General features: G+C 60.3%; 17 protein-coding genes, 1 other RNA gene and 1 pseudogene. 10 read left to right on the forward strand and 9 right to left on the reverse strand.

What is annotated here, in order from left to right; all coding sequences use genetic code 11:
- The first annotated feature begins 200 nt into the window (after positions 1 to 200).
- The 5 genes from glf (at position 201) to EWV35_RS02780 (ending at position 6,238) form a co-directional block, all read left to right on the forward strand.
- The gene (gene glf, locus EWV35_RS02760) at positions 201 to 1,388 is read left to right on the forward strand and encodes a UDP-galactopyranose mutase (RefSeq protein ID WP_129657908.1); all 1,188 of its coding nucleotides are present in this window, start codon (positions 201 to 203) and stop codon (positions 1,386 to 1,388) included.
- 74 nt (positions 1,389 to 1,462) lie between these two features.
- On the forward strand, positions 1,463 to 3,415 hold the full coding sequence (locus tag EWV35_RS02765; RefSeq protein WP_129658270.1) for a glycosyltransferase: 1,953 nt from the start codon (positions 1,463 to 1,465) through the stop codon (positions 3,413 to 3,415).
- Entirely contained in the window at positions 3,412 to 4,275 is an 864-nt protein-coding gene (locus tag EWV35_RS02770) for an ABC transporter permease (RefSeq protein WP_193554064.1), read from the forward strand. The genes EWV35_RS02765 and EWV35_RS02770 overlap by 4 nt, the downstream gene beginning before the upstream one ends.
- Positions 4,276 to 4,320: 45 nt before the next feature.
- Positions 4,321 to 5,076 (forward strand): ABC transporter ATP-binding protein, encoded by a 756-nt coding sequence (locus tag EWV35_RS02775; RefSeq protein WP_129658272.1) that lies wholly within the window; start codon positions 4,321 to 4,323, stop codon positions 5,074 to 5,076.
- Positions 5,077 to 5,158: 82 nt separating this feature from the next.
- Positions 5,159 to 6,238, forward strand: a complete 1,080-nt coding sequence (locus tag EWV35_RS02780; RefSeq protein ID WP_238654059.1) for a hypothetical protein — start codon at positions 5,159 to 5,161, stop codon at positions 6,236 to 6,238.
- On the opposite strand, the gene smpB is transcribed toward EWV35_RS02780, so the two are convergent.
- Together smpB and prfB are read right to left on the reverse strand one after the other, a co-directional pair.
- Positions 6,235 to 6,711: an SsrA-binding protein SmpB gene (smpB, locus tag EWV35_RS02785; RefSeq protein ID WP_129657912.1), complete on the reverse strand. Its 477-nt coding sequence runs from the start codon at positions 6,709 to 6,711 to the stop codon at positions 6,235 to 6,237. The genes EWV35_RS02780 and smpB overlap by 4 nt on opposite strands.
- A gap of 48 nt (positions 6,712 to 6,759) precedes the next feature.
- Positions 6,760 to 7,878, reverse strand: coding sequence for a peptide chain release factor 2 (prfB, locus tag EWV35_RS02790; protein ID WP_129657914.1), 1,119 nt, complete (start codon positions 7,876 to 7,878; stop codon positions 6,760 to 6,762).
- A gap of 225 nt (positions 7,879 to 8,103) precedes the next feature.
- Between prfB and ssrA the strand changes: the two genes are divergently transcribed.
- Together ssrA and EWV35_RS02800 are read left to right on the forward strand one after the other, a co-directional pair.
- Positions 8,104 to 8,476, forward strand: a transfer-messenger RNA (tmRNA) gene (ssrA, locus tag EWV35_RS02795).
- 195 nt (positions 8,477 to 8,671) lie between these two features.
- Positions 8,672 to 9,421 (forward strand): DUF4190 domain-containing protein, encoded by a 750-nt coding sequence (locus EWV35_RS02800; RefSeq protein ID WP_129657916.1) that lies wholly within the window; start codon positions 8,672 to 8,674, stop codon positions 9,419 to 9,421.
- 84 nt (positions 9,422 to 9,505) lie between these two features.
- On the opposite strand, the gene hisN is transcribed toward EWV35_RS02800, so the two are convergent.
- From hisN to EWV35_RS02820, 4 genes are all read right to left on the reverse strand, one after another.
- A complete protein-coding gene (hisN, locus tag EWV35_RS02805; protein ID WP_129657918.1) occupies positions 9,506 to 10,345 on the reverse strand; it encodes a histidinol-phosphatase in 840 nt (279 codons plus the stop codon).
- A gap of 37 nt (positions 10,346 to 10,382) precedes the next feature.
- Positions 10,383 to 11,492, reverse strand: a complete 1,110-nt coding sequence (gene rsgA / locus EWV35_RS02810) for a ribosome small subunit-dependent GTPase A (protein ID WP_129657920.1) — start codon at positions 11,490 to 11,492, stop codon at positions 10,383 to 10,385.
- Positions 11,492 to 12,862 (reverse strand): 3-phosphoshikimate 1-carboxyvinyltransferase, encoded by a 1,371-nt coding sequence (gene aroA, locus EWV35_RS02815; protein WP_129657922.1) that lies wholly within the window; start codon positions 12,860 to 12,862, stop codon positions 11,492 to 11,494. Before aroA ends, rsgA begins: the two co-directional genes overlap by 1 nt.
- 129 nt (positions 12,863 to 12,991) lie before the next feature.
- Positions 12,992 to 13,504: a DoxX family protein gene (locus tag EWV35_RS02820; protein WP_129657924.1), complete on the reverse strand. Its 513-nt coding sequence runs from the start codon at positions 13,502 to 13,504 to the stop codon at positions 12,992 to 12,994.
- A 278-nt stretch (positions 13,505 to 13,782) separates the two neighbouring features.
- Here EWV35_RS02820 and EWV35_RS02825 point away from each other — a divergent pair, with 278 nt between their 5' ends.
- Positions 13,783 to 14,499, forward strand: a complete 717-nt coding sequence (locus EWV35_RS02825) for a sigma-70 family RNA polymerase sigma factor (RefSeq protein ID WP_129657926.1) — start codon at positions 13,783 to 13,785, stop codon at positions 14,497 to 14,499.
- 35 nt (positions 14,500 to 14,534) lie between these two features.
- Positions 14,535 to 14,780 (forward strand): annotated as a pseudogene (gene rsrA, locus EWV35_RS02830) (mycothiol system anti-sigma-R factor); the annotation flags it as partial.
- A gap of 204 nt (positions 14,781 to 14,984) precedes the next feature.
- On the opposite strand, the gene EWV35_RS13645 reads toward rsrA, so the two are convergent.
- From EWV35_RS13645 to EWV35_RS02840, 3 genes are all read right to left on the reverse strand, one after another.
- Positions 14,985 to 15,059 carry a 50S ribosomal protein bL37 gene (locus EWV35_RS13645; RefSeq protein ID WP_371811975.1) on the reverse strand — a complete coding sequence of 25 codons (75 nt, stop codon included), beginning with the start codon at positions 15,057 to 15,059 and terminating at the stop codon, positions 14,985 to 14,987.
- Between the two features lie 193 nt (positions 15,060 to 15,252).
- Positions 15,253 to 15,852 carry a GDSL-type esterase/lipase family protein gene (locus EWV35_RS02835; protein WP_129359929.1) on the reverse strand — a complete coding sequence of 200 codons (600 nt, stop codon included), beginning with the start codon at positions 15,850 to 15,852 and terminating at the stop codon, positions 15,253 to 15,255.
- Between the two features lie 172 nt (positions 15,853 to 16,024).
- Positions 16,025 to 19,843, reverse strand: coding sequence for a multifunctional oxoglutarate decarboxylase/oxoglutarate dehydrogenase thiamine pyrophosphate-binding subunit/dihydrolipoyllysine-residue succinyltransferase subunit (locus tag EWV35_RS02840; protein ID WP_129658276.1), 3,819 nt, complete (start codon positions 19,841 to 19,843; stop codon positions 16,025 to 16,027).
- 333 nt (positions 19,844 to 20,176) lie between these two features.
- On the opposite strand from EWV35_RS02840, the gene EWV35_RS02845 reads away from it, so the two are divergent.
- The gene (locus tag EWV35_RS02845) at positions 20,177 to 21,655 is read left to right on the forward strand and encodes a GuaB1 family IMP dehydrogenase-related protein (protein ID WP_129657930.1); all 1,479 of its coding nucleotides are present in this window, start codon (positions 20,177 to 20,179) and stop codon (positions 21,653 to 21,655) included.
- The last annotated feature ends 145 nt before the right edge of the window (positions 21,656 to 21,800 follow it).

The following is a 21,800-nucleotide window of genomic DNA, read 5'->3' on the forward strand; positions in this document are numbered from 1 at the left end:
CATGTCTCACCACCGTGTTGTAGCTTGGTAGGTCGGGACTCCTGGAGAATCGATGCTGTGGGTCAACAGATGATTTGCCGCCGCATGCTTTCTACTAGGATCGAAATCGAGAGATCCGTGTGTGATCGAAAGGTCGGACGCGGACACGTCAGCCCTCGGGCCCATCAGCGGCCCTGGCTCAAGAACAACAGGAGTTTTGCGTGAACGCAGATCTAGTGGTCGTAGGATCTGGTCTTTTCGGATTGACCATCGCCGAGCAAGCGGCGACGGAGTTGGGACTCAAGGTTGCCCTTCTTGACCGCCGTTCGCACATCGGTGGTAACGCTTACAGCGAGAAGGAAGAGAAGACTGGAATCGAGGTCCACCGCTACGGTGCGCACCTGTTCCACACTTCCAATGAGCGGGTGTGGGATTACGTCAACCGCTTCACCGAGTTCACCAACTACGTCCACCGCGTTTACACACGGCATAATGACGAGGTTTTCCCCATGCCGATCAACTTGGGGACGATCAACCAATTCTTCCGTTCGGCGTACAGCCCTCAGGAAGCCCGGGATCTCATCAAGGAGCAAGCCGGGGAACTTGCGGGCACCGATCCGGAGAACCTCAACGACAAGGGAATCCAGCTCATTGGTCGCCCGCTCTACGAAGCGTTCATCAAGCACTACACCGGCAAGCAGTGGCAGACCGATCCCAAGGACCTGCCGGCGTCGATCATCAATCGTCTCCCCGTCCGGTACACCTATGACAACCGGTACTTCAACGACACGCATGAGGGCCTCCCCGTCGACGGCTACACCGCCTGGCTCGAACGGATGGCCGATCACCCCAATATCGAGGTCCGCCTCGACACGGATTTCTTCGATGACAGCCACGAGTTCTCCCGCTCCAAGGTCCTCGGCCAGGTACCGGTCGTCTACACGGGGCCCGTGGACCGCTATTTCGACTATGCCGAGGGGGATCTCTCCTGGCGCACGATTGATCTCGAAGAAGAGGTGCTCCCGATGGAGGACTTCCAGGGTTGTTCGGTCATGAACTACCCGGACGAGGGCGTGCCGTTCACCCGTATTCACGAGTTCCGTCACTTCCACCCGGAACGGGACTACACGAAGGACGCCACCGTCATCATGCGCGAGTTCTCCCGATTCGCGGAAAAGGGTGATGAGCCGTATTACCCGATTAACACCGATGTGGACCGTCAGAGGCTATTGAAGTACCGCGACCTGGCCCGCGGAGAGGAATCGGTTCTCTTCGGCGGACGCCTCGGAACCTACAAATATCTGGACATGCACATGGCCATCGGCTCTGCGCTGTCCATGTTCGACAACAAGATCAGGTCGCATTTCCAAGGCGGCCAGAAGCTCGAAAGCGGGGGAGTGGACGCGTGAGCAGTCAACCGACGGAACCCAAGACCAAGAACATCAAGACCCTTCAACGCGTCATTTTTCCTCCGGCCGAACAGATGGACACGGTCCCGCTGTACGTCGACTCGGGGCAAGCGACGGGTGTGCAACTGTCGACCATGAACGGTTCTCTGGGCACCAACGACGCCCCATCGTCGTCCAAGAAGACCTCGTCAGAGTCGGATAGCTACGGATCCAGCCCCATGTCGGATACGCACGCGGAAGATTTCATCGACCGCCGCTCGACTCTGATTCGTGCCGGAGCGCGCTTGTCCTTCGCGACCTATTTCAACGCCTTCCCTGCCTCGTACTGGAAACGCTGGACGAGCATCGAAGATATTTGCCTGTCCGTTCACACCCAGGGTGAGGGAACGGTCATCATCTACAAGTCGAATGCGCGAGGTTCGCTTCAGCGCGTGGACTCCCGCAGGGTCTCCGGCAAATCGCACTCGACCTTCGATCTGCCCCTCAAGCCCTTCGGTGACGGCGGCTGGTACTGGTTCGACTTGGTCGCCGGCAACGAGTCCCTGGTCCTGGAGAAAGCGGATTGGAACGGCTACACCGAAGCTGAGACCAAACCGGGCCGGATTACGCTCGAAATCACGACGCTCAACAAGCCGGATTTCTGCCTCAACAATCTTCGTTCCTTGGCCCAGAGCCCGGAAGCGCTGGACGCGATCCAAGAACTCCTGATCGTCGATCAGGGAAACAAGAAGGTTCAGGACGAGGACGATTTCGAAGAAGTCGCCGCTACACTGCAGGGCAAGCTCCGGATCATCAACCAATCGAACCTTGGCGGTTCCGGTGGCTTCTCCCGCGGCATGTACGAGTCCGTGGAGAACGGCAGTGATTATGCGCTGCTCTTGGACGACGACGTCGTGGTGGAACCGGAATCGATCATACGACTTCTGACTTTCGCTGATCTTTGCCGCAAGCCGACCATCGTGGGCGGTCACATGTTCGATCTGTACAATCGGACGGTTCTGCACACGTTCGGCGAGATCGTCAATACTTATCGATTCCAGCCCGATCAGCCGCACGAGGAGCAAACCCTGGGGCACGACTTCCTCAAGTCGAATCTCCGGAGCACCCCATGGCTGCATCGCCGCGTCGACGTTGACTACAACGGCTGGTGGATGGACCTCATCCCGACCAAGGTCATCAAGGAACTGGGCCTGGCGTTGCCCGTGTTCATCAAGTGGGATGACGCCGAATACGGGCTCCGGGCCAAAAAGGCCGGCTACCACACGGTCTCGCTGCCAGGTGCCGCAGTATGGCACGTCTCCTGGATCGACAAGGACGACTTGGTCGGATGGCAAGCCTATTTCCACATTCGTAACCGGATCATCGCAGCACTGCTGCACTCGCCGTATGAACGCGGCGGGAGACTCTTGCGCGAATCGTCCTATGCGGACGTCAAGCACTTGATCTCCATGCAGTACTTCACCGAGCATGGTCGCATCCTGGCATTGCGGGACGTGCTCCAGGGGCCGGATCAGTTGCACGAGATCCAGCCGCAACGTCTTCCCGAAATCAGGGCGCTGATGAAGGAATACTCCGACGCCCAGTTCAAGGAGGACATCGAGGCATTCCCCGAACCCTATATGTCGAAGCCTCCCCGAAACGGAAGAGGCTTCCGAGCACCGTCGTACAAATCCCTCGTCCCGTGGGCTATCAAAACGGTCACCAAACAACTCGTCAAGCCCGTTGACCCTGCCTTCCACGAGCACCCGCAAACGCATATCGCACACCAGGACAATCGGTGGTGGCGAATGTCTCAATACGATTCCGCACTGGTTTCCAACGCGGAAGGCACCGCAGTCTCGTGGTACCGTCGCCAGCCGGAGCAGTTGCGGAACAAGCTCGTCGAAGCGACGCGGCTGCACGCCGAAATCTTGCGCAACTGGTCTTCCCTCAGGAAGCAGTATCGCGAGGCGGCAACTCGCATCACCTCACTTGAGGCATGGAAGCAAACCTTCGATCAGCATACGGATTCCGAACTGAAGCGATGACAGATATCAGCAATAGAGAGTTCCAGCGCCCCGGTCGAGGCCGGGGCCTGCTGGACGTCTTCAAGCACACATTCCTGCTTCGGCTCCTCGTCGACAAGGAACTCCAGGTCCGGTACCGCGGCTCGATTCTCGGTATCCTCTGGTCCTACGTCAAACCCGGCGTACAGTTCATTGTCTTCTACATGGCCCTCGGCGTCTTCTTGGAGTTGAACAAGGGTCTCGAGAATTACGCCGTCTACCTGTTCTCCGGCATCGTGCTCATCAATTATTTCGGTGAAGCCTTTGGGAACGGGGCCAGATGCTTTGTCGGCAACGGGGCGCTGATCAAAAAGATCTACCTGCCAAGGGAGCTGTTCTCGGTATCGACCATTTGGGTTGGGCTCATTCACTTCGTGCCTCAACTTCTGGTCCTGTTGATAGCGGACTTCGTGGTGGGCTGGCACCCCAACATTATGCAACTGGCGTGTGCGGTGGTCGGCCTCGGTATCCTGACGGCCTTCGCTTATGGTCTGGGACTGATCTTCGGCGTCGCCAACGTCTTCTTCCGCGATTCCGAGAACCTCGTGGACCTGTTGGTCATGGTCCTGACCTGGGCGTCCCCGATTATGTACCCGTGGGAGAGAGTCGCTGACAAGGCTCCGGACTGGGTCCTTCACCTTTACCTGTCCAACCCGATTACCGTTGCGGTGGAGCTATTCCACTACGCGTTCTGGTACCCCACGCTCAGTATGGAGTGGCACGTTCCGCCTCATCTGCTTTCGCTGTGGACCCCGCTCGCCATCGTGATCGCAATCGTTACAGTTGTTATCGGCGACTTGCTCTTCCGCAAGTTCGAAGGCAACTTTGCACAGGAGCTCTGATTCATAGTGTCATGGCTCGATAACGACCCCGAGCTGTCGAAGCCGATGCCGCCGTACGTTCCCTCATCGGAACCGGTGGTCATCAAAATCGACAATCTGGTCAAACGCTTCGTCTTGAGACATACGCGTTCGATGAAGGAAGCCTTCGTATGGCTCATCAAAGGGCGCAAGGGCGATCTTTCGGAGAAATTCAACGCCCTGGACGGCGTTTCGCTGAATATTCACGAGGGTGAGCGTGTTGCTCTCCTCGGCCTGAACGGTTCGGGCAAGTCGACCTTGTTGAAATTGATCTCCGGCGTTATGCACGCGGATGAGGGCGACCTCGTGGCGCGAGGCCGGATTGCTGGGCTCATCGAAGTCGGCGCTGGTTTCCACCCTGATCTGACCGGTCGGGACAACGTGTACCTCAACGGCGCGATCCTGGGCATGACCAGGGAAGAGATCGACGAGAAGTTCGACTCCATTGTCGAATTCTCGGAGATCGAACAATTCATCGATACCGAGGTCAAGTTTTATTCCTCGGGCATGTACTTGCGGTTGGCTTTCGCCGTCGCGGTGCATACCGATCCCGAGATCTTCCTGGTGGACGAGATTCTGGCCGTCGGCGACGAGCCGTTCCAGAAAAAATGCATCAAGAAGATCAAGGAGCTTTCACAGCGCGGCCGGACCCTGATCGTGGTGAGCCACGACCTGGACATGGTCAAACGTCTGTGCGAGCGAGGCGTCGTGCTCGAAAACGGCAAGATCGTCGAAGATGGCGACATCCGGGACGCCGTCGCGCATCTTCGGCCGGACGGCTAGGGCTATCACGAGGGTGGCCCACTGCTTTCTCGGCAGTGGGCCACTACTCGTTTAACGGGAAGACGGGGGTAAAGTAATGCAAATGACAAACGCGCCGGCTCCAGCAGAAATGGTCGTCCACGTAATTGCCGACCCCGGCCTTCCGACGGGCCGGCTGTCCGCGATTCGCGACTCTTTGGAGAACCGCCTGCAGGTGCTCTCCAAGTTGAAGATCAGGGTGGAAACGAAGAGCAAACTCATTCGGATTCGCCCGGACAATACCCTCGAAACCCGCCTCGTCGAGCATCTGTCGGAGGGAAGTGTCGACGTGGTCGTGCTGCTGACCGAGATCCCGCGTTACCTTGAGAAGCGTCCACTCATTGCCGAAGCCTATCCTGATGAGCGAGTCGCCGTGATTTCCTGCCCGACGCTGGGGGCGTGGGCAACCAAGTCCAAACTCCTACGGGTCGTCACCGACTGCACGTACCGACTCATGAACGCGGAACACGTCGCGGAGACCTATATCGACGACGGTTGGGGGCAGTGGGTCAGTCGCGACGACAGATCCAGCTTGATCATGCTCGCCAACCCCCGGACAGGCCTGCCCCGCACCGTGTTCGGCGTCATCATGGCCAACGAGCCGTGGCGGACGGCGCCCAAGCTTTCGAGGGCGCTGGCGGCTGCTTCTGCAACGGGTGCTTTTGGCATCTTCTACAACTCGATCTGGCAGATGTCCGAGACGCTGAGCTCCAACAGGTTGTTCGTCATTTCGGCGCTTGCGGTGATCTCGATGGTCGGCTGGTTGCTTTTCAGCAATCGGCTTTGGGAACAACCGAAATACGACCGATTGTCGGTGATCGTGCTGCTGTACAACCTGTCCACGGTCACAACCCTGCTGTTCTGCGTCGTCGCACTGTACATAGCGCTGTGGATCTTCATCTTTGTGGCAGGGGTCATTGTTATCGATCCGACGTTCATGGGGAGTGTGATCGGAGGTGACGTCAGCATCACGAACTACATGGCCATCGCGTGGCTGAGCGCCTCCATGGGAGTCGTTGCCGGTGCCCTGGGGTCAGGCTTCGACGATCAGATGGACCTGCGCCACATCACCATGGGCTCGAGGGAGCGACAGCGTGCCTATACCCAGCAGGATGATCCGAAGGGAGACAACTCCTCCCGCTAACCGAGATTGCGGTAGCGCATGGCACGCTGTGCCTCACGCTTGTCCTGGGCCTCGCGCAGGGCGTGCCTTTTGTCGTATTCTCTCTTGCCCTGGGCCAGAGCGATTTCGACCTTCGCTTTGCCATCGCGGAAATAGAGTTGAAGAGGCACGACCGTGAAGCCGGTTTCCTTGGTCTTCTGATCCAGCTTGTGGAGCTCTTGACGGTGGAGGAGGAGCTTCCGACGCCGTCGGGCCTCGTGATTGGTCCAGGAGCCATGACCGTATTCGGCGATGTGAATGTTCTCCAGCCACAGTTCACCCCTGGTCATTTGGCAGAAACCATCCACGATCGAGGCTCCTCCGTCTCGTAATGACTTGACCTCGGTACCCAGCAGGGCGATCCCGGCCTCATACGTATCCAGGATGTTGTAATCGTGACGGGCCTTGCGGTTGGTCGCTATGACCTTGCGTCCGTCGTCGTTCTTTTTAGCCATGAGTCTGTTGATCTGGTTCTTCTGCCCGTCAGGGCATCGGTGAATGGACTATGAATGGTCCGCCTGGCGTTGACCGGCGCGCCATCGGATTCCGGCGTCAATGAAGTCGTCGATGGCTCCATCGAAAACCGCACTGGGATTACCTTCTTCGTGGTTGGTCCGAAGATCCTTGACCATTTGGTACGGGTTCAGAACATAGGAACGCATCTGGTCTCCCCATGAGGCCTTGACGTCCCCGGCAAGCTCTTTTTTCTTCGCGTTCTCTTCTTCTTGGCGCTGAAGAAGCAGACGGGACTGCAAAACGCGCAGAGCGGCAGCCCGGTTCTGGATCTGCGACTTCTCGTTCTGCATGGAGACGACGATGCCCGTGGGTATGTGCGTCATGCGAACAGCAGAGTCCGTCGTATTGACCGACTGACCACCCGGGCCGGAAGAGCGGAACACATCCACTTTAATCTCGTTCTCCGGGATGTCAATGCTGTCTGTCTGCTCGATCAGGGGGATGACCTCGACCGCCGCGAACGATGTTTGTCGCCGACCTTGGTTGTCGAAAGGGGATATACGAACGAGTCGGTGAGTGCCTGCCTCCACCGAAAGCCTGCCGAAAGAATAGGGGGATTTGATCTCGAAGGTCGTGGACTTGAGTCCGGCTTCCTCCGCATACGACGTGTCCAGCACCTTGGCCGGATAACCGTGCTTCTCGGCCCAGCGCAGGTACATCCGCATGAGCATCTCGGCAAAATCGGCCGCATCGACGCCGCCGGCTCCGGAACGGATCGTGATAACGGCTTCCCGAGGGTCGTATTCTCCCGAAAGCAATGTAACGATCTCGAGATCGGCCAAGGCTTTTTGGATCGAGGAAAGCTCCGAGTCGGCTTCGTGGAGCAGATCCGCGTCCTCCTCTTCCTGAGCCAGCTCGACCATGGTCTCGAGGTCATCGATTCGGCCCAGAAGCTTTTCGAGGCGTTCCAACTCCGATTGACGGTGCGAGAGCTTGGAAGTGACTTTCTGAGCCGCGTCCGGATCGTCCCAGAGATTGGGGGCGGCCGCGGCTTCTGAGAGTTCCGCGATGGTCGCACGGAGCCCCTCGACGTCGCTGACCTGTTCTATTTGAGCATAGGTAGCGCGGAGGTCCTTGATTGCTGCGGAAAAGTCGGTGGAAGCCATATCCACCCAGTCTAGTCGATTGTGTGCCCCTCAGCTTCCGACGACGTGGTTCCGGGCGGATAAGAGACGGCTTCGCGCCTCCGCCTCGGTCGGGCAGACTTCGGATTCTCGGAGGTGGCCGGGGTTTCCAAAGCGTCGTGACGGGGGTATAGTAGGGAAGTCCGAAGGGTTGAAAAGCAAGAAAGTTTGACGACCCTACGGAAAAGAAGATTGAAAACCAAATATGGGGATGATCGGTTTCGACGATGCCAGTTGCGGCAGGTGAAGCGGGCCGAGAATGTAGAGTCATCTCGTTAACGTTCTCTGCAAAACAATAAGTGCCAAATCTGAAAAGCGCACTGACTTCGCTCTCGCTGCGTAAGTAGCCAGAGCAGTCTGCTAGCCCGGGTTCGCTTTCGACCCGGTTCCTAGTATCAGTTTAGAAGGCCACTGCTCTAGTCCCTCTCCGTAGGGGGCTAGGGGACTTTTATGCGGATAGGTTCGGCGGCAACCAGTTTGTGGGAGTGCCGGAGCCGAAAACGCCGATTCACAAACTGCGCCCGGAGAAACCCTGGCAAAGCTGCATCGGACCGGGGTTCGATTCCCCGCATCTCCACTTTTCACAACGCCCGGACCTCATGTGTGAGGCCCGGGCGTTGCTATATCCGCAACAGCCTGCGGGCCGCATAGCCGTTTCAGAGACTCTTCCCGAAAATAGAGCCGGCAAGCCGATTCTGACAGTGTGATTAAATGGCCTGTATACAACAAATGCGGTGAACCACGTCGAGCCCACGGAAACGAGGAGAAGTCTCCTATGACCAACAACCCCTCATCTGAGAACCACGAGCCAAACTCCGAAGAGAACAGCTCGGCTCCGCGCTTCGGCCAGAGAGACCCCCAGTCCTCTGACGGCATACACAGCAACGGGGGCCATGAAGCGACCGGGGAACAGCCCCAGTACGGTAACTACCCATCCCACGGCTCCTCCGTCGGCCGTCAGCCCGACGACGGAAATCGTTATGGCCAACAAGAACGCGGCTATCAGCCGTTGCCGCACGACAACGGCCAACAACCGTACAACGATCAGTACAACGGGCAGCCTCGGTACGGGGCTCCGAACAACCAGGCCTATCCGATGAACGACTCGGGCCAACCTCAGTACCAGCCGAATAATTATGGTCGGCCGAACTACCAGCAATACCCGTCTCGGGTCGGCGAGCGTCCGAACGGTTGGGGGATGGGCCTGGCCGCTCTCATCTGCGGTATAGCCAGCGTCGTCCTGTGCTGGTTGGTCCTTCCCGGCATAGCCGGAATCGTAGCCATAGTGCTCGGCATTGTCGCGGTCAGGAAGCTCGGCAAAACCCAAGGCGCCAGTAAGGCCATGCCGATCATCGGTATCGTCCTCGGCGCGATCGGCGTGATTCTTTCCGTTATTGTCGGTGTGCTTTTTGCGATCGGCCTGTCGGTTGCCAATGACGCCGCCCAACAGTGCGGGGGATATTCCTCGGCCAACAGCGCAGAATTCGAACAATGCGTTGACTCTTACATCCAGTCGAACTACTGATTCCGGGCCCCGAGGCGAGATTGACGCGAAAAGGCCCCGCTACCATGATTCGGCAGCGGGGCCTTTTCGTGCTCAAGAGTGCCTCTAGTATTCGGCGGCTGTGGACCCACCCGACAATGAGGACTCCGGCTCGCCGGCGGCCAGCTTGTCGAGTACTCTGCGATGCAGATGTCCATTGGTCGCGAGGGCATTGCCGCCGTGCGGGCCGTCCTCGCCATCGAGGGATGTGAACTGGCCTCCCGCCTCGGTCACGATCGGAACCAAAGCCGCCATATCGTGCAGGTTCAGTTCAGGCTCGCAGGCTATATCGACTGCGCCTTCGGCCAGGAGGCAGTAGGACCAGAAGTCTCCATAGGCTCTGACTCTCCAAACCTGGTCGGTGAGATCGAGGAACTGCTCGCGACGGCCGAGATCCTTCCACCCGGACAGTGAAGAGAAGGACAGCGAAGCATCGTGCAGCGAGCTTATTCCAGAGACGCTGAGGCGCCTCGCCTTGGCAATGGAACGGCCCGTGAAGGCGCCGCTGCCCTCCGCCGCCCACCAGCGTCGCTGGAGGGCGGGCGCGGATACCAACCCGACGACCGGCCTGCCCTGGTCCATCAGCGCGATCAATGTTGCCCATACGGGAACTCCGCGGACGAAATTCTTCGTACCGTCAATGGGATCCACGACCCACTGGCGAGGTGAGGAACCGGTTGCCCCAAATTCCTCGCCCACGACGGCGTCGCGGGTCCGAGCGCGGGAAAGATGTGAACGGATCAGTTGTTCGGCCTCGCGGTCGGCGTCCGTGACCGGAGTCAAGTCCGGCTTTGTCTCAACCGTGAAGTCCTGAGCCTGAAATTTTCCGAGCGTGTAGCGGTCAACGGCATCGGCAATGACGTGCGCCAAACGCATGTCATCGTTGTAGGGGCTCATTGAAGTCATGCTTTCTAGGCTATCCCATGCTCGAGGCGCCGCCCGGTTAGGAAGTCGCGCCAAGCTCCTTCACATGGTCCAGTCCTTCTTCGGTGGCTACCCCCAGTAGGCGCCGTAGCGATTCGAGTCTCTGCCCCGCGTAGTCTCCGGCCTTGCCGGAATCCACGAGAGCCTGGATTCCGCACCCTATGGCGTCGACTGCATGCGTGCATCCTTTCGGGCACTCGGCCGATCCGGGGGCCAAATCCTCGAATGCCTCGACCGTAGTCTCCTTGGCGACGTGGGCCAGGCCGAACGATCTGATTCCGGGCGTGTCCACGACCCACGTACCGGCTTTTCCCCAAGCCGGAGAAATGGCCAGCGCCGATGAGGAGGTGTGCCTCCCGCGACCTGTGACCTCGTTGACGCCGCCCGTGGACCGGGTTGATCCGGCCAAGGCATTGACGAGGGTCGATTTTCCGACCCCGGAGTGGCCGAGGAAAACGCTGACGTGGCCGTCGAGCTGGGCCTGCACCTCGTCGAGCAGGGCCGTATCCAGGGTCAGACTTTCGTGCTGGCCGACGCGGGTGAGGCCTTCCGCGGAACCTTCGGGAGAGCTGGTCAGAATGCGCAATGATGTATTCGCGTAATAATCCCGAAGGGGAGCGGCCTCGCCGAGATCGGTTTTGGTGATGCAGAGGATGGGCTCAATGCCCGCGTCATACGCCGCGACGATCGATCGGTCGATGAAACCGGTCCGCGGGGTAGGGTGAGCCGCGGCTACAACGATGATCAGTTGGCTGGCGTTGGCCACAACGACCCTTTCAATGGGGTCCGTGTCGTCCGCACTTCGGCGCAGGACTGTCGAGCGCACCTCGAGACGTACGAGGCGTGCCAATGATCCTTCCGACCCCGATGTGTCTCCGACCAGGCCGACGAGGTCCCCCACGGCGATAGGGGTACGTCGCAAATCCTTGGCCCGGACCGCTGTGATCTCGGTTCCGGGCCCGCTTGCTCCGAGATCGATCGTGTATCGGCCGCGGTCAACGGTGACCACGCGCCCGATCACGGCGTCTTCGTGCGCGGGCCGGTCCTTGGTTCGCGGCCGGGAACCCTTCTTGTTGGCCCTGACGTGAACATCGGATTCGTCCCATGACTGGGAAGAGCGACGACGCATCAGACGTCGCCTCCCTCGAGCATGCCCTCCCACAGGGTGGTGAAGTCCGGCAGCGTCTTGGATGTGGTGTCCACGTTTTCCACGACGACGCCGTCAACCGCAAGCCCGATGACGGCCCCGGCAGTGGCCATACGATGGTCTTCGTAGGTTTCGAAAAGGCCGCCGTGCCGAACGCGAGACAGCACCCGTATACCGTCCTCCGTCTCTTCCGCCCGGCCGCCCAGACGGTTGATCTCCGTCACGAGCGCCTTCAAACGGTCGGTCTCATGACCGCGAAGATGCCCAATTCCTCGCAGTCGTGAGGGCTGTTGGGCGAGGGCGGCAATGGCCGCAACCGTGGGAGCGAGTTCACCGGCTTCCGAGAGGTCGAGGTCGACCCCCGGCAGCTGGCCGGTGAGGGCTCCTCCCCCCGGACCGGTAACCCTCAGATCGTGCCCTTGACGATGAACTTCGGCCCCGAACTCGGGAAGGATGCGCCGCCATTGATCGCCACCCTGGGTGGTGGTTGTGGGCCAATCGGGAATCGTCACTGTATTTCCGGTGACCACGGCTGCCGCGAGGAACGGCCCCGCATTGGAGAGATCCGGTTCGACGGCGACGTCGTGGGCGCGAGGTATCGCCGGAAGGACGGTCCAGGATGAATCATGATTCCTTCGGACCGTGACACCGTATTCGGCCAGCGTCTGGATTGTCATCTCAACGTGAGGCATCGACGGAATACCCGAACCCTCGTGCCTGATCGTGAGGCCACCCGGAAGGAGGCATCCGCTGAGCATCGCCGCGGACAAGAACTGGCTCGAAGTGCTCGCGTCGATGCGGATCCCACGCGTCCCTTCTCCGCGCTCACGGCCCTCGGCGCCGGTACCGCGGGGAAGAACGGTGAAAGGAAGAGTTTCTGTGCCCGCATCGTCCACCGTCGCGCCCAATTGCCGAAGGGCGTCGATGACCGGGGCCATGGGCCGCTGCCGGGCACCCGCGTCACCGTCGAACCGGGCCGGGATTCCCAGTATCGCGGTGAGTTGTGGGAGGAAGCGCATGACGGTGCCCGCGAGTCCCGTATCGATCTCAACCGTGTCAGGGAAGCGGGTATGACCACCGGTCGGGTGCTCGTCCAAGGACACGGGATCGACCCTCACCAGCTGGCCGTCACGTTCAAAACGGGCGCCGACCCTCTCGAGTGCCTCCATCATGAGGTTAGAATCCCTGGATTCGAGGGCACCCCGAAGGGTACTGGGCCCGTCGGCAATCGCCGCCAGGAACAAGTACCTGTTGGTGAGGGACTTGGAACCTGGAACTCGGACACGTGCGCTCCACGATGAGTCAGGGAAGACCACGGGTGCGCGCCAGTCGCGGGCAACGGAAGGATTCAAGAGGTACCTCTGCTGATTCGTGTATGGGTTGGGGCGTACATCGATTATTTTAAGCGCGAACGGGGGTCCGCACGAATGCGGACCCCCGGATGGTTCACAGGCGATCACATCGCCTGGTCTCACGCTGCATCAGTTGCCGAAAACGTCTTCGGACTTCTTCTTCAGATCGTCGCCCAACTTATTGGACTTCTTCTTGACGTCCTCGCTGAGCTTTCCGGCGCGCCAGGCCAAGGAAGGGTTTCCTTCCGTATCGACTGACGTCAAGGCGACGGCACCCACGAGGGATGCGTTCTTGACGCCATCCGCGATGCGGGCCTCCTTCTTTTCCTTGGTGTCGGCCTCGGCGTTCACAAAATCGACATAAGCGTTGATCGTGCCTGCTGCCAATAACAGCGTGGAGGAAAGACGCGGGAAGCGGCCCAGGGCGAACAATGCGCCGGCGCCGACCTGAGTCGCGGCAATGGCCTGTCCGACGAGTCGTTCCTGGCCGCGCAAGGGAGCGAGCTGCGGTGCCGCTTTCGCCGCCGCATCGATAGCCGGCTTCAGGTGCTTGGCCGACTCCGGGGTACGCAGACGGTTGACACCGTTGTAGATGAACGATGCTGCCAACAGGGGGCGAGCAAGTTTGCGAACGATGGTCATGATTCCTCCTCAACGTGGGAATTCGTTCTCGGCAACGGAGGATGCCGATCGAAAACCCGTGGGTCCACGATCATCCTATGTGATCGGGTCCACGCAGATACAGGTACGCGTGCCGTTTCGTGCCCTGCGAACACAAAACTAATACGACGGAATATAACGAACCGCGGGTCCGTTGAAATTCACGACGACAAATACCGAGCAGTGCTGAGGGGTGATGCAGGGTGACGGCAACGTTGGAAAAGCCGTTGACGACGTCCGGGCCGACGTCCGGAGCATCTATGTCGACAAACCTTCTAGACTGGGATGAATTCATCAGTAGGCCCAAGCGGAAGGAATCCGTGGACACAGTCGATCTGTCCCGCGAATCGGACGAAGAGCGCAAGGCTCGTTTCGAGCGGGAAGCCATGCAATATATCGATCAGTTGTATGCTGCCGCCTTGCGCATGGCCCGAAATCAGGCGGATGCCCAGGACCTCGTCCAAGAGGCGTACACGAAGGCTTTTTCTGCGTTTCACCAGTACAAGCCGGGTACGAACCTCAAGGCGTGGCTCTATCGCATCCTGACCAACACGTACATCAACTTGTATCGCAAGCGGCAACGCGAGCCGCATCAGGCGAATACGGATTCGGTTGAGGACTGGCAGCTGGTCCAGGCTTCGGCCCACACATCATCAGGGTTGAAGTCCGCGGAGTCGGAGGCGCTCGAGCATCTGCCGGACAGTGACGTCAAAAGCGCGCTACAGTCCCTCCCGGAAGATTTCCGGATGGCGGTCTACTACTCGGACGTCGAGGGATTCGCGTACAAGGAAATCGCGGAAATCCTCGATATCCCGATTGGTACCGTCATGTCCCGCCTTCACCGAGGACGCAGGCTTTTGCGCGAACAGTTGGCCGAATACGCCTCCGGCCTCGGTTTCAGCACCGAAGGCGGTCGAAAGACCGGCTCCGGAGATAAGAAGACCAAGAATTCGACAGGCGCCCAAGGCGCCAAATAGCGGTGAGAACGCCCATCGTGAGGAAGGAAAGGATTATGACAGACTGCCAAGAGACCGGCGGATGCCGCGAAGACAAGATCCATCGGATCTATGAATACCTCGACGGCGCTCTCTCCGCGGAAGACATCGAAGACATCTGCAAGCACTTGAATGAGTGCGAGACGTGCGCTCGAGAGTATGACCTGGAATGCGTGATCCGGTCCGCGGTCAAGCGCTCATGCTGCGAGCCGGCGCCGGAAGAGCTCAAACAATCGATCCTCGCAAGGATCGACTCATTGCGCGGCGGCGCCGATTCCTCGGAACACGACCATTCGGCTCTGGGCGTGGCAGGCGACGACGCCTCGGGCCGCCCGCTGGCTTCCTGACAGGGCCCGCCCCGAGCGACAAAAAGGGCTGAGATGCTTGAAAAGCATCTCAGCCCTTTTCCTCGGCAGCCCAGTCGCTTCGCACAAGGCGAGGACCGGTACCACGGCCAAGCCAACTCCTTAGGAGTTAGGCCGCTTGCCATGGTTGGCTGCGTTCTTACGACGATCCTTACGCTTACGTCCACGCTTGCTCATATGAGCCTCCTTCCGCGCATCTCCGTACTCACGTATGAAGAGCGGCCCTGAAATGGTCAGCCCACCGCGGACCACCCGGCGCAGCGGCGCGCGGGATCAGGCAATGGGCATTGTGCATCATTCTGCCAGACAACACGACGCCGGTGCACATCGCCACCGAAAAATGCGAGCGTGATCTCGGCCCAACCGAAATTCAGTGCTGTTCCGGAAGCTGCAACCAGGAGTACCAGCCGCGATGCAGGACCAGCCATGCCATCAATCCGTAACCGGCCTGACCGGGACGTCCATCGTTTGCGGCCAGATCCTGGCGCCACTGCTCGTGGTGCTGCAACGGGTTGAACGTGTCCACGTACACATGGCGTCGTCGAGTCGTAACGTCCGCATAAGCCGCGGACAGGTCCGCGATACGGCGGTTCTGCTCGGAATCCAGGGTGGGCGGGGGACCGACGACCAGGACCTTGATGTTGTTCTGCGAGGCCAAATCCACCATGTTCGCGAGATTCAGCCGACTGCGGGCGTTCGTCAGGCCCGTGTCGATGTCGAAGGTCGACGGCGCAATGACCAACCGATTGTCCGCTCCGCTGGCGAAACGGCGACTAGCCTCCTCGAACCAACGCTCGTTGAGGGTCTCGCTGCCTTCACCGGGAGCGGCCAGGTTGTACGAGACGACAGGCGCCACGTTCTGGGGCGTACGCGCCATGACCCGGCCGAACCAACCAAGGGCGCGCGGGTCACCAATACCAGCCAGCAGGTCGTCGCCGACCGCCACGATCCGAATGTTTCGTTGCTCCACGAGATTCTTTCTGTTGTCTTCGGCGTCAGATCGTTGGCCGCCCGATCACGGACGTTCAACGAGTGCATCTAACGTAACGATAAACGTTCTTTGCTGCGCCCGCATGTCCGAGCCCTCGCATTGACCATAGAAACATGGGAAATACGAGGGCTCGTGGACGACATGCCGACATTTACTCGACGGCCTGCTGAACGAGATGCTCGAGCTCGGCCTGGTGACGTTTGCCGGTGCCTGTCGCGGGGGACGCGGAGGCGGGCCGGGATACCAAGCGTATCTCACGGTCCAAGAGCGGCAACAACGCGGTCGTCAGGTACGGCCACTGACCCTGGTTCGCGGGCTCGTCCTGAGCCCAGACCACTTCGGCGTTGGGGTACCTCGACAATTGCTCCTTGATCTCGTCGAGCGGAAGCGGGTAGAGCTGTTCGACTCGGACAATTGCCGTCTGGCTGAGGCCCTTCTTCTCGCGGCGGGCAGCCAGATCGTAGTAGAGCCGGCCCGAAACCATGATGACTCGCTTGACGTCCGAGTCATTGAGACCCAATTGGTCCGGAATCACCGTCTGGAAGTCACCCTGCGTAAAGTCCTCGACCGAGGATGTCGCCGCCTTGAGGCGCAGGAGCTGCTTCGGCGTCATGATGACCAGCGGGCGGTGAGGCCTGCTGTACACATGACGGCGCAACAGGTGGAAGTGGTTGGCCGGGGTGGAGGGAACCGCGATGGTCATGTTGTTCTCTGCGCACATCTGCAGGAAACGTTCCATACGGGCGGACGAGTGGTCCGGGCCCATGCCTTCGTAACCGTGCGGAAGCATGAGCACCAGCGAGGAACGCTGGGCCCACTTCTGCTCGGCAGAAGACATGAATTCGTCGATGATCGTCTGGGCGCCGTTGAAGAAGTCGCCGAACTGCGCTTCCCAGATGACCAGCGAGTCCGGACGCTCCACGGAGTAGCCGTACTCGAAGCCCATGACGCCGTACTCGGAGAGCAAGGAGTTGTAAATCATGAACTTGGCCTGGTCATCCGCCAAATTCCGCAACGGCACCCACTCGGCATTCGACTGTGTGTCGTGAAGAACCGAGTGGCGCTGAACGAAGGTACCGCGCTGGACGTCCTGGCCCGACATGCGCACCTGGACGCCTTCCATGAGCAGCGAACCGAAAGCGATCAATTCACCGAAGCCCCAGTCGATCTTGCCATTGGTCGACATCTCGTAGCGCTTCTTGACCAGCTGACCGAGCTTCTTGTGAACCTGGAAGCCCTCCGGCATCTCATTGTGCACTTCGCCCACGCGGGCGACGACTTCCCGCGAGACGGCTGTAGTATCCGGCGAATAGACCGAGTCCTCGATCTGCTGAGCAGCGGGACGTTCGATGTTCGACACGGCAGCGGCATCCCCCGTGACCAGGGGAGCGGAAGATGTCTGGGCCTCGTGGGTTTCCGTGAACACCCGCTCGAGGCGTTCTTGGTAGTCCTTGAGGGCCCGGTCCGCCTCATCCTGCGTGATATCGCCGCGGCCAATGAGGGACTCGGTGTACAGCTTGCGGGTCGAACGCTTGGCTTCGATGAGCTGGTACATCATCGGCTGGGTCATCGACGGGTCATCGGCCTCGTTGTGGCCGCGGCGGCGGTAGCACACGAGGTCGATCACGACGTCCTTGTTGAAGCGCTGACGGTATTCGAAGGCCAGCTGGCCCACGCGGACCACGGCCTCGGGATCATCCGCGTTCACGTGGAAGACCGGTGCCTGGACCATCCGGGCGACGTCGGTCGAGTACGTTGACGAACGGCCCTCGCCCGGCGTCGTGGTGAAGCCGACCTGGTTGTTGACCACGATGTGCACCGTGCCGCCAACCTTGTATCCGCGCAGCTGGGACATCTGCATGGTCTCGGCCACGATACCCTGACCCGCGAAGGCGGCGTCACCGTGGACCAGGATAGGCAGGACTCCGTAGGAGTTCTCGGAATCGCCGCCTTCGTCCAGGAGATCCTGTTTCGCTCGGACGATTCCCTCGAGAACAGGGTCGACTGCCTCGAGGTGCGACGGGTTGGCCGCGAGATAAACTTGCGTCTCATTACCGGTGTCCGACGTAAAGACGCCCTCGGTCCCGAGGTGGTACTTCACGTCGCCGGATCCGCCCACAAGGCGAGGATCCTGCTCACCCTCGAACTCGCGGAAGACCTGGGCGTAGGACTTGCCCGCAATGTTGGTCAGCACGTTGAGACGGCCACGGTGGGCCATTCCGATGCCGACACCCGCGAGACCGTCATCAGCCGCGCCCGAAATGATCGAATCGAGCAACGGGATCAGCGATTCTCCGCCTTCGAGAGAGAATCGCTTCTGTCCGATGTACTTGGTCTGGAGGAAAGTCTCGAACGCTTCGGCGGCATTCAGCTTGCCCAGGATGCGCAGCTGTTCGTCCCGGCTTGGTTTGGTATAACCGTGTTCCAGCTGCTGCTGGAACCACTGGCGCTCGCTCGGGGACTCGATGTGCATGTACTCAACCGCCAGGGTCCGGCAGTACGCATCGCGCAGAAGCTCGAGGATGTTCCGCAGGGAGAGCTTGGAAGCATCCCCGAAGCCTCCCGTTGGCCATTCACGGTCCAGGTCCCAGAGGGTCAGGCCGTAGGTCGCAATGTTGAGGTCCGGGTGCTTGCGCATCACGTATTCGAGGGGGTTGACCTCCGCGATGAGATGGCCACGAACCCGATACGCGTGGATCAGCTGCTGGATTCGAGCAACCTTGTTGACCTCTTCCTCGGGGTTCACCTGATTGTCGACGGCCCAGCGCACGGGCTCGAAGGGTATGCGGAGGACCTCGAAGATTTCGTCGTAGAAGCCGTGCTCCCCGAGCAGGTACTGATCGATCAGCTTGAGGAATTCGCCGGAACCAGCGCCCTGGATGACTCGGTGGTCGTACGTGGACGTCAGCGTCAACATTTTGGAGACGCCCTCCCGGGCCAAAGTCTTGGGGGAGGTGCCACGACGCTCGGCAGGGTAATCCAGGGCGCCGACGCCGATGATGCAGGCCTGGCCCTTGGAGAGGCGCGGGACCGAGTGGACGGTTCCGATTCCGCCCGGGTTGGTCAGTGATGCCGTGGTGCCCTTGAAGTCCTCGACCGAGAGCTTGTTGTCCCGAGCACGCTTGACCATGTCATCGTAGGCACCCCAGAACTCGGCGAAGTTGAGGGTTTCGGCCTTTTTGATATTCGGAACCACGAGATTGCGGGATCCGTCGGGCTTCGGCATATCGATGGCCAAACCGAAGTTGATGTGGGCGGGGTGAATGGCCGCGGGACGGCCCTTCTCGTTCTCGCCGTAGACCACGTTCTGCGAAGGAAAGGCCTTGAGAGCCTTGATCACGGCGTACCCGATGATGTGTGTGAACGAGACTTTTCCACCGCGGGAACGCTTGAGGTAGTCATTGATCAACATGCGGTTGTCGATCAGAACCTTAGCCGGAACGGCTCGTACCGTGGTCGCGGTCGGGACCGTGAGCGACTCCTCCATATTCGTCACGACGGCCTTGGCCGGCCCGCGGAGAGTCTCGACCTTGTCTTCTTCCGTCTCCACGTTGCCCTTGGCGCCCTCCGGCAGCTGAGCGGGAATGGGACGCTTGGTCGTGGGAGATTCTTTGGCCTCGGCCCCTGCTTGTTGAGGAGCGTCGGTTTCCTTCTTGGCGCCGGCCTTCTGAGTGGAGGCTTTCTGCGTCGGCTGCGACGTGGGCTTTGCGGCCGGCTTCGCCGGAGCCTCTTGCTTCTCCGGCTTCGCAGAAGCCGACGGTTCGGGCGCTGCGGATTTCGCGGCCTGGGCACTGGACTGGGTGCCGGACGGCGAGGTCTTGCTCTCTTGTTCCTGCATGGATTCGAAGATGGGCCACCACTTCTTGTCCACCGAGTTCTTGTCTTGCTGGTATTGCTCGAAGAGCTCATCTACGAGCCACTCATTACCTGCAAATTCCTCAGGGATCTGGTGATGTGGCTGATCTGGCACTAGCTTCACGCCTCTTCCATTAGCTGTTTTTGTCCGGAGGATTGAGCGGTCAATCTTCCGTACCCTCTTGTGGATGCTACCGAAGCGCGGTGGTTCTCCGGGCTACAACGCCCCAGGGAGCCGCCGAGTGTCCCGCGACGATGCGGGAGGCGCAACCTCTGCCCTTGAGTCTATTAGGGTTGCGCCGACGTTATCCACCTGAAAACGACCTATGTCGCACCGTCGACCTCCATATCACAGTCCTTTGTGCCCGTGGACACCCCAGCGGCCCGGTATTTGGGGATCGTCCGGTCTTCATATCGGAATTCGACGGGTCTCGGTAGGATGGGACAAGTGCGATTCTTGAATACCCCCTCAACCGACTTGACCTACAACGATGTTTTCCTCGTACCCTCGCGGTCCGAGGTCGCATCGCGATTCGACGTCGACCTTTCGACCGAAGACGGCACCGGCACCACGATTCCGGTGGTCGCAGCGAATATGACGGCCGTGGCCGGGGCCCGAATGATGGAGACTCTGGCGCGGCGCGGCGCCATGGCCATTCTTCCCCAGGACGTTCCCCTCGATGCGGCTCGGCGGATCATCGAAGAGGTCAAAGGCGCGAGTCCCCTTGTCGAGTCCGCGGTGATCGTTTCCCCGGACACGTCGATCGAGTACGCCTTGCGTCGTTTGGGGGACCGACGCTTCGGCGAGGCAGTGGTCGTCGACGAGGAAGGCCGCCCAGTCGGCGTCGTACGGCGTGAAGAAGGTCAGCACGAGGACCCGGCTGCGCCGGTCGAAAAAGTCATGCATCCCCTTCCCCTGGTGATCGACGAGGCCGACTTGGCTCCAGAAGCACCCTGGCGAAGTGAGGAGAGAACCATCGCCATGCGTTCGGTCTTTGCCCAGTGCGAAGAACTCGGCATCGAACTGGCCGTGGTCGTTCGCGATGGACGGTACGCGGGTGTCCTCTCACACTCCGGTGCGGTGCGCGGGACCACGTACCAACCGGCCCTGGACGATTCCGGCGCGTTGATCGCCGGTGCCGCGGTCGGGATCAACGGCGATGTTCTCGGCAAGGCGCGTGCGCTGCTCGACGCCGGTGCCGACGTGCTCGTTGTCGATACCGCTCACGGACATCAGCAGAAAATGTTCGAGGCTCTGGCCGCCGTCAAGTCCCTGAACCCTCGGGTGCCCATCGTGGCCGGGAACGTGGTTTCCGCAGACGGCACACGAGACCTCATCGAAGCGGGAGCTGACATTATCAAGGTGGGTGTGGGGCCGGGCGCGATGTGCACGACGCGCATGATGACGGCCGTCGGTCGGCCGCAGTTCTCAGCGGTCCTGGAATGTGCGGCCGCTGCCCGGGAACTCGGCAAGCACGTGTGGGCCGACGGCGGCGTGAAGTACCCGCGTGACGTCGCCTTGGCGCTCGCGGCCGGGGCAAGTCAGGTCATGGTGGGTTCGTGGCTCGCCGGGACCTACGAATCACCCGGGGAGTTGCATCACGACGACGAAGGACGCCTGTACAAGGAGAGTTTCGGTATGGCCTCGACGCGCGCGGTCAAGCACCGGACGCGGCAAGAAGACCCCTTCACCCGGGCCCGCAAGGCAATGTTCGAGGAAGGCATTTCCAACTCGACCATGTACCTGGACGCGGAGAGCCCGAGTGCCGAGGACGTCCTGGACAAAATCACCGCTGGCTTGCGTTCGTCGCTGACCTACGCGGGCTCCAACGACTTGGCGGCCTTCCACGAAAGGGCTGTCGTGGGAATTCAGGCGGCTTCCGGGTACGACGAGGGACGTGCGCGTTCGCGCTCGTGGCTCGTCTAGCCCAAGCCGACATGTTTTCCGAACGCCGTCGCCGTTGAGACGACGGCGTTCTTGTTCGCCCGGGTCGAAAACTCGCGGTTTTCTTGAGCCTCGCATACCGCTGGGGGAGACCCCGCGCTACACTAAAAGCCTTATGGACGACCCT

Source organism: Rothia uropygialis (assembly GCF_004137765.1).
In the GTDB taxonomy this organism is placed as follows: domain Bacteria; phylum Actinomycetota; class Actinomycetes; order Actinomycetales; family Micrococcaceae; genus Rothia.